Origin of the sequence: Lachnoclostridium phytofermentans (genome assembly GCF_000733755.1) — a bacterium.
GTDB classification, from domain to species: Bacteria; Bacillota; Clostridia; order Lachnospirales; family Lachnospiraceae; genus Lachnoclostridium; species Lachnoclostridium phytofermentans_A.
On the sequence record NZ_JPOF01000001.1, the window covers coordinates 290,001 to 302,603 of the forward strand.

The following is a 12,603-nucleotide window of genomic DNA, read 5'->3' on the forward strand; positions in this document are numbered from 1 at the left end:
AAAGTACAACGAGACACGAGAAACCTTGTTGGAAGTCGGGGGGACCACCCCCCAAGGCTAAATACTACTTAGTGACCGATAGTGCATAGTACTGTGAAGGAAAGGTGAAAAGAACCCCGGGAGGGGAGTGAAAGAGAACCTGAAACCATATGTTTACAAGCTGTGGAACCACCTTATGAGTGGAACCGCGTACTTTTTGTAGAACGGTCCGGCGAGTTACATCCAGTGGCAAGGTTAAGGACAGAAAGTCTGGAGCCGAAGGGAAACCAAGTCTGAATAGGGCGCTGAGTCACTGTGTGTATACCCGAAACCGGGTGATCTATCCATGGTCAGGTTGAAGCTGCCGTAAAAGGTGGTGGAGGACCGAACACACATCCGTTGAAAAGGGTGGTGATGAACTGTGGATAGGGGAGAAATTCCAATCGAACCCGGAGATAGCTGGTTCTCCTCGAAATAGCTTTAGGGCTAGCCTCGATAATATCCTACTTCGTAGGATAAGTCTAACGGAGGTAGAGCACTGAATACCCTAGGGGGCGTCAAAGCTTACCGAAGGTTATCAAACTCCGAATGCCGTATAGATGATGATCGGGAGTCAGACTACACGAGATAAGTTGGGTAGTCAAAAGGGAAAGAGCCCAGACCACCAGCTAAGGTCCCAAAGTGTGTGTTAAGTGGAAAAGGATGTGAGATTTCAGAGACAACTAGGATGTTGGCTTAGAAGCAGCCATACATTCAAAGAGTGCGTAATAGCTCACTAGTCGAGAGATCTTGCGCCGAAAATGTCCGGGGCTAAAACACACCACCGAAGCTGTGGAATCATACTTCGTATGATTGGTAGAGGAGCATTCTTAACTGCGACGAAGCTGTACCGTAAGGAGCAGTGGAGTGTTAAGAAGAGAGAATGCCGGAATGAGTAGCGAGATAGAAGTGAGAATCTTCTAGGCTGAATATCCAAGGTTTCCAGAGTAAAGCTGATCTGCTCTGGGTAAGTCGGGGCCTAAGGCGAGGACGAGAGTCGTAGTCGATGGACAACAGGTTGATATTCCTGTACCATATAGTAACAGAACTGTGGGGACACAGAAAGGTAGGAAAAGCCGGGAATGGAAAAACCGGCGCAAGCACAAAGTCAAGCTGGATAGGCAAATCCGTCCGGTGATGGTGAAGTGTGATGCGGAGTGAAATTTAAGTAACGAAGTTTCTGAACCTATGCTGTCGAGAAAAGCCGCTATTGTTTGCTATATGCCCGTACCGTAAACCGACACAGGTGGATGAGGAGAGAATCCTAAGGCCGACGGGAGAAGCATTGTTAAGGAACTCGGCAAAATGACCCCGTAACTTCGGGAGAAGGGGTGCCTGGGAAACCAGGCCGCAGAGAATTGGCCCAAGCAACTGTTTAGCAAAAACACAGGTCTATGCAAAACCGAAAGGTGAGGTATATGGGCTGACGCCTGCCCGGTGCTGGAAGGTTAAGGGGAGAGGTTAGACGCAAGTCGAAGCTTTGAACTTAAGCCCCAGTAAACGGCGGCCGTAACTATAACGGTCCTAAGGTAGCGAAATTCCTTGTCGGGTAAGTTCCGACCCGCACGAAAGGCGTAATGATTTGGGCACTGTCTCGACAATGCACCCGGTGAAATTGAAATACCAGTGAAGATGCTGGTTACCTGCGCCAGGACGGAAAGACCCCATGGAGCTTTACTTCAGCTTGATACTGGGATTCGGTGCTGCATGTACAGGATAGGTGGGAGACTAGGAAGTAGGAACGCCAGTTCTTACGGAGTCGCTGTTGGGATACCACCCTTGTAGTACTGGATTTCTAACCTGTAGCCGTGACCCGGCTAGGGGACAATGTCAGGCGGGGAGTTTGACTGGGGCGGTCGCCTCCGAAAGGGTATCGGAGGCGCTCAAAGGTTCTCTCAGAATGGTTGGAAACCATTCGTAGAGTGCAAAGGCATAAGAGAGCTTGACTGTGACACCGACGGGTGGAGCAGGTACGAAAGTAGGACTTAGTGATCCGGTGGTATAAAGTGGGATTGCCATCGCTCAACGGATAAAAGCTACCCTGGGGATAACAGGCTTATCACTCCCAAGAGTTCACATCGACGGAGTGGTTTGGCACCTCGATGTCGGCTCATCGCATCCTGGGGCTGTAGTAGGTCCCAAGGGTTGGGCTGTTCGCCCATTAAAGCGGTACGCGAGCTGGGTTCAGAACGTCGTGAGACAGTTCGGTCCCTATCCGGCGTAGGCGTAGGATATTTGAGAGGAGCTGCCCTTAGTACGAGAGGACCGGGGTGGACTGACCTCTGGTGTATCGGTTGTTCTACCAAGAGCATGGCCGAGTAGCCAAGTCGGGACGGGATAAACGCTGAAGGCATCTAAGCGTGAAGCCCCCCTCAAGATAAGATATCCCATAGCATAAGCTAGTAAGACCCCTTAAAGACGATAAGGTTGATAGGACAAAGGTGGAAGTGTGGTAACACATGTAGCTGATTGTTACTAATAGGTCGAGGGCTTAACCTAAAAGGTTTGTTTAAACTTTTTCTGAGTTGACTATGTCAACCTCATTATATACAATGTAGAAGTATTCCTCGATAGCTCAATGGTAGAGCACACGGCTGTTAACCGTGGGGTTGTTGGTTCGAGCCCAACTCGGGGAGTTATTAACAATAATCATACTACTTAGGAAGATATTGTTAATTGACAAAAATATAATTATATGTTATTATTATTTGCACGGCTCCATGGTCAAGCGGTTAAGACACCGCCCTTTCACGGCGGTAACAGGGGTTCAAATCCCCTTGGAGTCATTTGTAAGATTGATAGTTGAGTAAAGTGGTGTAGACTACTATCGGTCTTATCTTTATGAAGAAAAACTACACAAAAGAACGTTGTGCTGATGAGGCCCAATGAAAATTGAGTAAATATGCCGACGTGGCTCAATTGGCAGAGCAGCTGACTTGTAATCAGCAGGTTATCGGTTCGAGTCCGATCGTCGGCTTTAGTGCCTTTTGAAATATCAAAAGACATGGACCTTTAGCTCAGTTGGTTAGAGCAACCGGCTCATAACCGGTCGGTCCCGGGTTCGAGTCCCCGAAGGTCCACTTGAGGTAATCGAACAGAGGATTATCTTATAGAAGTAAAATATTTTGGCTCAGTGGCTCAGTTGGTTAGAGCGCCGCCCTGTCACGGCGGAGGTCGTGGGTTCGAGTCCCATCTGAGTCGTTGTAATCGGTGAGATTACACGATTTAAAACACTCTGTATCTAGTTGATATTGAGTTTTAAAAGACCAGTTAATTTGGGATCTTAGCTCAGCTGGGAGAGCATCTGCCTTACAAGCAGAGGGTCATAGGTTCGAGCCCTATAGGTCCCATCAACCGAAAGGTTATGCCGGCGTGGCGGAACTGGCAGACGCACAGGACTTAAAATCCTGCGGGACTAATCTCCCGTACCGGTTCGATTCCGGTCGCCGGCATTATCTTTGAATATTCAAGGATAATTGGTGTGAAAATTTCATACTATGTACGTGTAGCTCAGCTGGATAGAGCGTCTGGCTACGGACCAGAAGGTCGCGTGTTCGAATCATGTCACGTACATGAAAGCTTGTAAACATTAGTTTACAGGCTTTTTTCATGTTTATGACCGGGAATCTTTCTCAACATTAGAAATCTTCAAAAGAATAGATGTATTTTTATGTTTATTTCAGAATGCTTACATAACTTTTACTTGGCAGACATACATTAACTAATATTCAAAGATGAATTAATATAACTATCTTTCTTCTATAGTACATATATTATATCGAGGTGGTAACCATGAATTTTTGCTCAGATATACTAATGATAAGCACATTGGCCTGTCAAATAGCGGAATGCCTTGATGATAATGAATTAGCGTTACTAGCAGCAGATACGTTATTATTGAGCGATGCATTAAGTGCAATTGCTGTGCGAAGAGCAACCTTAAAGAATATATGTGAAACGCAAAACGCTAATACTGAGCCAAATAGTAAGGGAAGTAATATCAACCAAGTAGCTGTCAAAAATAACTCCAGTACAGCTGGTAATAGTGAGGGAAGCTCAGTGAAACAAGAAACTTATGAATATAATCCTAGAAAAGCAGTGAATAGCGGAGAAAGAAGGATAATAAAAGACAGCGGTATGAAATAAAGTATGTTAAAAAAAGGATAGACATCAATGTCCCAATATGGCCGGTAATTAATGTCTATCATTATTCATGACTTTTTATATATGAAAATTTTATTTTACATGAATTTATGTTAAAAAATCTGATAGCAAAGGTTAATGAGTATTGGTACTGCTGCAGAGCAAATCATACCATTGATAACAGAAAGTACTACGGTTTCTTCATTAGTATATTTGATTAACATAGGGAGAGTTGTATCTTCACTGGTAGCTCCAGCAGGTGCGATACAAGTTGGAAAATTTAAATGCTTTGCTATGAGAGGAATACTAAAGAAAGAAAATATTTCCCTCATTAAATTACTTAAGAAAGTAATACTTCCAAGCTGTGCGCCAGCGAATTCACTAACCATAACTCCAGATAAACTATACCAACCTAATCCGCTTGCGATAGCAGTACTGGTGTTCATGGAGATTCCAGAGATAAAACTACATACAATGCCACCTAATAGTGATCCTATTATGATACCAATAGGAATAATAAAGATCTTAATATGATATTCTCTGATTTTTTCCATGATCCCATGATTTAGCCCAATACTAATTCCTACAAGAAACATGAGCAAATATAGAATATAGTGAGTATGTTCTGTAATAAATCCAATAATTGATATGTCAATGCCAGATAATCCATACACGATACCTAATAGTAGAGCAATTACAGTAAGTAGAACCATTCTTAGTCCTCCTTTTCTTTTTGTTTCTTTTTCATAAATATTCTAGTAAGTAAGTAAACAACGATAGTTGATAAGACTGTTGGAATTAAAAAGTATAGAAAACTTGTCAAACCTAGAGTTGATAATTCCTGAATGAAGTTTTCTCTTCCACCAAGCATTACTCCCATAGAAAAAATGATAAGAACGGTGCATACTATTTGCATTTTTTCATTCTTCTTTTTATGTCTATCAGGAAAAAATTTTGACCCGACGAAAATACCAATTCCCATAATGATGAGAATATCCATAAATTTATCTCCCTTCTATAAAAAGTATCCATATACCAATATCAGATTATTATCTTTAAGCAGGAATAACATGCAACCAGCAATGAAAGTTAGCTTGAATCATAGGAAATGATTTATTGAGACCTTGCTTCATGATAATAGCCTAACATTAATCTAATGGCGTATGGAAACTAAATAGAGAACCTTATCTTAAGTAAAGCTCACTAAAATTAATACAAACGTATATACTATAACAAATATTTAGCATTCAAGCAATAGAAACGAATAGTTATAATAATGCATCATAGAAAAATATTTTTATAATCTAGTATTTTAGTATAAAAAAATTGTATGAGTTTTCTTTGGATTTTCTAGCAATCAGCACCAAGAAGCTAAGATTTTCACTAAAATATCATCACTTTGACGAATTAAAGTGTAAAAATGTATGAAAATTTTGATTTTTTGTACGTTTCTTATCTAACGACAAGCATATTTTTATCTGCTCGAGAATAGCTAAGATTCTTGACTTTATAAGTTGTTTGTGATATATTAAACCGTATCCGACATGAGTATAATTTGCGTGCTAAGCGAAGTACCTCACAGGTTACTAACTAGATTATGTCACGTGAATTTCAAACCTGCAAACAATATGTTTACAGGTTTTTTGTTAAAATTAATAGGATAAGAAGAATTAATTGAATGTAATATAATTAAACTTTTGTAAGATTAGGAAATATTATCATGAGTTTGCATTAGAATTAGATAATTTATTAACAATATCTTTATTTGACTTCTTAAGGCTTTTCTAATAAGATTATATTTAAATATTACTTAGGAGTAAAGATTAACTTAAGATACCTCCTTGATAAACTTAGGTTAGGTGGTGATATAGTGACAAAGGGTCAGTTGGAAGCAAAGATAAGCGAGGCTCTCAGTAGATTCGAGATTGAGTATATGGGTCGCGGGCCAAAAACTATTAGAACCTATATTATCCATGACATAATTATCGTCAGGCTTACTGGTGTACTTAGTCCATCAGAACAGAAATTGACAGATAATCCTCAAGGAATCGAGTTATTTAAGAAGGTAAGGTCATCGCTATTTGAAGGTGGGCGAGGATACTTAGAAACATTAATTAATGAAATCATTGATGTAGCTATCATCAGCACTCATTCTGATATTAGTACGAAAACCGGTGAGAAAGTTGTTGTTATAACAACAGATAAAGATGTTGAAGATCTAATCTCCTAAGAAAAAAGTTGGTTTAATATTTCATAATATGGAAGACGATACAAAGTAGTTATACTAAATTGTAAGTAAGCCAATATCAAAGGTTTCTTTGATATTGGCTTTTTTAAAAAAGGAGGGGGCCTTCATTATGCAGAATGACATATGGTGGAGGTTATAAAGGATATATAGTATAGATGAGGTAGTAGGTCACATTTGATAATAATGATTACCCCAAAATACGTATAGATAAAAGCTAAGGTAGGAATAATTAGTATAAGGGCTAAAAATATATGATAGGTAGCATCTTGAAATATATTTTTATATAAAAAGACATGGAAGAAAGAGAGGATTGCTATGAAAATCAATCAGGAAAAGTGGAATTTGCCATCTTATATCAAGGATATTTTAACGGAGAGCAAACATGTATTTTATCCACGTTCAAAAAAGGAGCTGATACATATGGCTTTTGGTGGAGAAGATGTGGACACTTATGATGTAGCTTATGATGTACCTGGTAAGGGAAACATTGTGGAAGCAACTGTTACTCGTTGTAAGAATGGTATTGTAGTGAATTATCCAGAAGATTATATGCGTAGACGTGACCCAGATTGTCTATTGGTTGCTGATGATAATGATACTGATAAGCCAAAATACGATGATGTTTATAACAAAGATTTTGAACCACTTCGTCAGGAAACCTTCCAATGGTTAAAAGGACAGGAACTTGTCGTTTTTGCATTTAAGTCTGGTGGAGAGGAATACGGCTATGATACTTTGTTAGTTGCTCCAGCGAATGCAGGCTTTTTTGCTTGCGCGGTTGCAGATCTACAGGGATTTATCAGTATGTATGATATCTCGGAGGACTTTAATCCAAAGGCTGTTATTTTCTTAGCACCTCCATTCCGTCATACTCATTTTGATGGTAAGCAGATTGTAATTCACAACCGTTTGAAAGAAATTCATGAGTTATACTCCTACAACTTATATCCAGGACCAAGTGCGAAGAAGGGTATCTACGGTGTATTACTTAACATTGGTGAAAATGAAGGCTGGACTACCGTTCATGCGTCTACCGTTAAGGTCATTACTCCATATGATAATGAAATTGTTATTATGCATGAAGGTGCTTCTGGCGGTGGAAAGAGTGAGATGATTGAGCATGTTCACCGTGAGATGGATGGTCGTATTTTACTTGGTAAAAATACAGTGAATGGTGAAAAAACTTATATAGAGTTAACAGAGTCATGTGAGTTAAGACCAGTTACCGATGATATGGCAATATGTCATCCAAAGATGCAAAATGACAGTCAAAAACTTGTGGTAAAGGATGCAGAGCAAGGTTGGTTCTTACGTTGTGACCATATTAAGAGTTATGGTTCTGCACCACAGTATGAGAAAATTTTTATTCATCCAGAGGAACCATTGGTATTCTTAAATATTCAGGGTGTGCCAAATTCTACTTGTCTTGTTTGGGAGCATACCTTAGATTCTAATGGAAAACCTTGTCCAAATCCGAGAGTAGTTCTTCCAAGACATTTGGTACCAAACGTTATTGATGAACCTGTAGAAATTGATGTTAGAAGCTTTGGTGTTAGAACCCCAGCTTGTACCAAGAAGAATCCTTCTTATGGTATCCTTGGTTTGTGTCACATCTTACCTCCAACACTTGCTTGGTTATGGAGATTAGTTGCACCAAGAGGATATAATAATCCAAGTATTACTTCTTCCGAAGGTATGACAAGTGAAGGCGTAGGATCCTATTGGCCATTTGCAACCGGTAAGATGGTTGAGCAGGCAAACCTTCTTATGGAACAGGTGTTAAATTCCAGTCATACTCGCTATTTACTCATTCCAAATCAACACATTGGTGTTTATGAAGTTGGATTTATGCCACAATGGGTTACAAGAGAGTATATTGCTAGAAGAGGTAGTGCAAAATTTAAGCCAGAGCATTTAGTAGAAGCTCGTTGTCCAATCCTAGGATATGGACTTGGATCCCTTAAGGTGGATGGTCAGTATATCCACAAGGAATTTTTACAACCAGAGACGCAGCAAGAAGTTGGTATCGAGGGCTATGATGCTGGTGCTAAAATACTTCTTGATTTCTTTAAAAAGGAAGTAGAGAAATTCTTAACCCCAGAACTTCATGAGATGGGTAGAAAGACAATTGAGTTGTTACTTTCTGACGCTACAGTTCAAGAGTACAATGATTTATTGCCAATGAGATATTAATAAACAGTGATGTTACTGTTGTGATATAGTTCGTTTAAAAAGCGAGTGCAAATGGAATATTCTAAGGAGAAGCCAATCGGCTTTCGGAGGATTCTGTTTGCGCTCGCTTTTATTCATGACAAGAAAAAGTCCGCACAGTGTGCCTTTTCTTGTTTATGGGGGATGATATTTCATAGGTTACATTAGAGAGAGGTATTAATTTAAATTAATATAAGCTTTGCATTTTTAATCATAGTTCTGCTATAATCATGCTAATGAGGTAGGAATATAAAAGAATACGGTGATTGTTATCAGGGGAGATTTATGAATAGAATTTTAGTTGTTGAGGATGATCTAAATATTAATAATATGCTAAGAGAAGCATTAGAGGAAGTTGGTTATGAGGTGGTACAAGCATATTCAGGTACTGAAGCTATGTTAAATGTAAGTATGACAGAGTTTGACTTAATTCTTTTGGATTTAATGCTGCCCGGAATGTCAGGAGAAATGTTTCTAAAGTCGTTTCGTAAAAAAGAGCGGACCCCTGTGATTGTATTGTCTGCGAAGGATGAACTTGATAGTAAAGTGGATCTTTTATCGTGTGGAGCCGATGATTATATTACAAAACCATTTCAATTAAAAGAACTATTAGTTCGTATTGAAGTCGCTCTTAGACGGATGAATCAGAAGTGCCAGGATGGTATAATTCAATGTTTATGCCATAAAGAATTAAGATTGGATCGTAATTCCTACGAGGTTACACTAAAAGGGGAATTACTATCACTTACCAAACAAGAATTCAAGATATTAGAACTATTGCTCCTCCACCCAAGTAAAGTTTTTAGTAAGCAGGAGATTTATAATTATGCATGGGAAGAATACTTTATTGGAGAGGATAAGACGATAAATGTACATATCAGTAATATTCGAATGAAGTTAAAAAGGATTACAGAAGAAGACTATATTGATACAGTCTGGGGGATAGGCTTTAAACTTAGTAAATAGTATCTTTACCATTTCTTTAACTTTTCTTTGCGATATATTTAGGAACCTCGTATAAGATAGTAGATGAAAGTGTAACTAACTTATAAAATAAGGAATATAGAGACAGGAAAGAAGAGGAGGAAGAGTATGAATGATATCTTGTTAAGGTCATCCAATCTAACCAAGAAGTATAAAAATCATGCTGCTGTTAATAACGTAAGCCTAACGATAAAACGTGGTGATATCTATGGCTTTATTGGTAGAAATGGAGCAGGTAAGACGACATTTTTAAAAATGATAAGCGGACTAGCGAAGCAAACCTCAGGCAATATTGAATTGTTTGGTACTGACTGCAATAAGCAAAAGGAGCTATTTTCACGAATTGGTGTTTTAATTGAAGCACCTGGGTTATTTCCTAATATGACTGCTTTTGAAAATCTTAAAATGAAGTGTATCAGCCTTGGGATTAAGGAGGATAACTATATCCACGAGATTATTGAATTAGTCGGATTAAAGGGTGTGGATAAGAAAAAAACGAAAAACTATTCCCTTGGTATGAGGCAAAGGCTTGGAATCGGTATGGCATTGGTGGGGGAACCAGACTTATTAGTATTAGATGAACCTATCAACGGTCTTGATCCTCAAGGTATTGTTGAGGTGAGAGATACGATTCAACGGTTAAACAAAGAACGAAATATGACAATCATTATTTCCAGCCATATCTTAGAAGAATTATCTAAAATAGCGACTAGATATGGGATTATTGATAAAGGGATACTCCTTCAGGAATTAACCAATGAAGAACTGATGGAGAGTTGCAGTGAGCGTATCCAGATCACCCTAAGTAATGCGAAGGAAGCGTGTACAATCTTAGAAGAAAAATTGGGAATAACAGATTATAAAGTGATTGATCCAACAACCATCTATGTATTTGAGCAACTTAATAATCCTGCACTCATTAATATGACGTTATGTAATAATGGGGTTTTGGTTTCATCCTTTCATGTTGCTAATGATGATTTGGAGACTTATTTCATTCATTTAACTGGAGGTGCTAGCTATGTTTAGAACGATAAAAATGGATTTGTATCGCATGTTTCGTAGTAAAAGTTTTTATGTTACTTTATTTATTACTTATATTCTTGTTATTGTATCAATATTTACATTTAAAATGGTGTTAAGTAATGATAGTTTAAAGAATTTTTACGATCAGAGTTTGGAGGCATCGGATTCCGTAAATGTTGGTATAACCGCAGGCATGATATATATAGATAATGCCGAACTTAAATTGGGAGACTTATTTAGTGCTACAGTTGGTGGTGCATCAATAGCCGTTATGGCTGTTATATTTGCAATTATTTTTATCTGCTCTGAACATAGTAGTGGCTATATTAAGAATGTAGTCAGCAGAAAAGGATATAGGGAATACTTTACAATTTCAAAAGCGATTTGCATGGCGATTTATCTATTGATTAGTTTGTTAGGTACCGCACTTTTTATCGGCATTTCTTCCACTCTTTTATTGGATAATTATACGCTAGGTAATATTGGTGAGTTTGCTGCTTACTTTTTCACTCAATATCTGATTCATTATGCAATCGTTATGTTGGTGATCTTTTTATGCAATTTAACTAGAAACATGGCGATCAGTATGGCAGCCGGAATCTGTCTTTGCTCTGGAATGGTAGCATTACTGACTGGCCTTTTGGATCGTTTGAAATTAAATATCGTTTTTTCGGATTATTTACTAACGACTAATATGAAACTTTTACCAACATCATTTAATACGACAATTTATTCAAGAGCTATTTTGGTATCCTTAGTAGCGTCAGTTATATTTGGAATATCGAGTATTATCTTAATGAGAAAACAAGATGTGAGGTAAAGAAAGATTAGAAAAGAAACTTTCATAACTATAGTCTAACGAACGAAGCTGATTAGGATAAGAGAAAAGGAGGAGATAGAGAATGATATGGATCATAGTGGTCGTTTTATGTATTGCAGCTGGATACTTTATCGCAGTCCTTCAATATCGAAAACAAATTCGTACGTGGAATCAGAATCTTTCTTTTATCTTATCTAATAATTCTAATATGCTATTAGAACAGTTAGTTCCATCGAAGGATATTACGAAGCTATTGGAATTATTGAATGAGTTAATGCAAAAACATAGGGATCTAAAGGTAGAATATGAAGAAAAAGATGAAGCATTTCGGCAATTGATAACAAACCTATCTCATGACATTCGCACACCGCTTACTTCACTGGATGGCTATTTTCAATTGTTATCAAAAGCGAAAGAACCAAAGATACGGGAGCACTATATTACTATTATCGAAGGTCGTATTAGACAATTGTCAGAGATGCTAGATCAGTTGTTTTTATACATGAAATTACAGAATAATTGTTATGAAATTTCCATGGAGAAATGCAATCTTAGTCAGATTCTCTGTGAGTGTATGCTTGATTTTTATGAGCAATTTACTAGCCGGGGGATAGAACCAGAGATTCAATTGCCAGAAGAAGAGGTGATTATACTTGGTAATTCTTCTGTACTCATTCGTATCCTTCAGAATATGATTAAGAATGCCTTAGAACATGGAGATGAGCATTTTCAGATTACTTTAGAGAAAGCAGAAGAGATTGTAGTTACTTGTAAAAATGGCTATGCAAATGGAGAAGAAATTGACTTTTCTCAAATCTTTGAACGATTCTATAAAGCAGACAAAGCCAGGACACAAACGTCTACTGGATTAGGCCTTGCAATTGCAAAAGAATTGGTTGAAAAGATTGGTGGACGTATAGAGGCTATCAGTGGAGGGGCTGAGTTTTCAATTAAGGTTCATTTTCCAATTGGTTAGAAGATATTATAGGAGTGTATTGGTAATCCAATAAATTAATTATGCAAAAAGAAGAGCTTAGTAAGGTAGGATGCTTTTTGCAAAAGGAGAAATTATGCGTTCTTACTCTTTCTAGGCAAGTTAGCTTGATGTTATAAACTCATTTAGCTAGGCAAGTTAGTCCAAAGTTATAAATTC

The 12,603-nt window shown here is 38.1% G+C and carries 9 protein-coding genes, 8 tRNA genes and 1 rRNA gene (1 of these 18 cut by a window edge); 16 read left to right on the top strand and 2 right to left on the bottom strand.

What is annotated here, in order from left to right; all coding sequences use genetic code 11:
- From CC92_RS0101340 to CC92_RS0101385, 10 genes are all read left to right on the top strand, one after another.
- Positions 1–2,517, top strand: a 23S ribosomal RNA gene (locus tag CC92_RS0101340) (it extends 400 nt beyond the left edge of the window).
- A gap of 65 nt (positions 2,518–2,582) precedes the next feature.
- Positions 2,583–2,654, top strand: a tRNA-Asn gene (locus CC92_RS0101345).
- A 78-nt stretch (positions 2,655–2,732) separates the two neighbouring features.
- A tRNA-Glu gene (locus tag CC92_RS0101350) sits at positions 2,733–2,804 on the top strand.
- A gap of 118 nt (positions 2,805–2,922) precedes the next feature.
- Positions 2,923–2,995 (top strand) — tRNA-Thr (locus CC92_RS0101355).
- 29 nt (positions 2,996–3,024) lie between these two features.
- Positions 3,025–3,098, top strand: a tRNA-Ile gene (locus CC92_RS0101360).
- A gap of 47 nt (positions 3,099–3,145) precedes the next feature.
- A tRNA-Asp gene (locus tag CC92_RS0101365) sits at positions 3,146–3,219 on the top strand.
- Between the two features lie 76 nt (positions 3,220–3,295).
- Positions 3,296–3,368: transfer RNA gene (locus CC92_RS0101370), tRNA-Val, on the top strand.
- A 16-nt stretch (positions 3,369–3,384) separates the two neighbouring features.
- Positions 3,385–3,470: transfer RNA gene (locus CC92_RS0101375), tRNA-Leu, on the top strand.
- A 47-nt stretch (positions 3,471–3,517) separates the two neighbouring features.
- Positions 3,518–3,591: transfer RNA gene (locus tag CC92_RS0101380), tRNA-Arg, on the top strand.
- A gap of 219 nt (positions 3,592–3,810) precedes the next feature.
- The gene (locus tag CC92_RS0101385) at positions 3,811–4,164 is read left to right on the top strand and encodes a hypothetical protein (RefSeq protein ID WP_029502196.1); all 354 of its coding nucleotides are present in this window, start codon (positions 3,811–3,813) and stop codon (positions 4,162–4,164) included.
- Positions 4,165–4,274: 110 nt separating this feature from the next.
- Here CC92_RS0101385 and CC92_RS0101390 read toward each other — a convergent pair whose 3' ends face one another.
- Together CC92_RS0101390 and CC92_RS0101395 are read right to left on the bottom strand one after the other, a co-directional pair.
- A complete protein-coding gene (locus CC92_RS0101390; protein ID WP_029502195.1) occupies positions 4,275–4,874 on the bottom strand; it encodes a lysine exporter LysO family protein in 600 nt (199 codons plus the stop codon).
- A gap of 2 nt (positions 4,875–4,876) precedes the next feature.
- Positions 4,877–5,161, bottom strand: coding sequence for a hypothetical protein (locus CC92_RS0101395; protein WP_029502194.1), 285 nt, complete (start codon positions 5,159–5,161; stop codon positions 4,877–4,879).
- 870 nt (positions 5,162–6,031) lie between these two features.
- Here CC92_RS0101395 and CC92_RS0101400 point away from each other — a divergent pair.
- The 6 genes from CC92_RS0101400 (at position 6,032) to CC92_RS0101425 (ending at position 12,426) form a co-directional block, all read left to right on the top strand.
- Entirely contained in the window at positions 6,032–6,391 is a 360-nt protein-coding gene (locus CC92_RS0101400; RefSeq protein ID WP_029502193.1) for a DUF2294 domain-containing protein, read from the top strand.
- Positions 6,392–6,724: 333 nt separating this feature from the next.
- Positions 6,725–8,602, top strand: coding sequence for a DUF4914 family protein (locus CC92_RS0101405; protein ID WP_029502192.1), 1,878 nt, complete (start codon positions 6,725–6,727; stop codon positions 8,600–8,602).
- A gap of 303 nt (positions 8,603–8,905) precedes the next feature.
- Positions 8,906–9,586, top strand: a complete 681-nt coding sequence (locus CC92_RS0101410; RefSeq protein ID WP_029502191.1) for a response regulator transcription factor — start codon at positions 8,906–8,908, stop codon at positions 9,584–9,586.
- A 126-nt stretch (positions 9,587–9,712) separates the two neighbouring features.
- Positions 9,713–10,633, top strand: coding sequence for an ABC transporter ATP-binding protein (locus tag CC92_RS0101415; RefSeq protein WP_029502190.1), 921 nt, complete (start codon positions 9,713–9,715; stop codon positions 10,631–10,633).
- Positions 10,626–11,450 carry an ABC transporter permease gene (locus CC92_RS0101420; protein WP_029502189.1) on the top strand — a complete coding sequence of 275 codons (825 nt, stop codon included), beginning with the start codon at positions 10,626–10,628 and terminating at the stop codon, positions 11,448–11,450. Before CC92_RS0101415 ends, CC92_RS0101420 begins: the two co-directional genes overlap by 8 nt.
- Before the next feature lie 82 nt (positions 11,451–11,532).
- Entirely contained in the window at positions 11,533–12,426 is an 894-nt protein-coding gene (locus CC92_RS0101425) for a sensor histidine kinase (RefSeq protein WP_031420083.1), read from the top strand.
- Positions 12,427–12,603 lie beyond the last annotated feature (177 nt).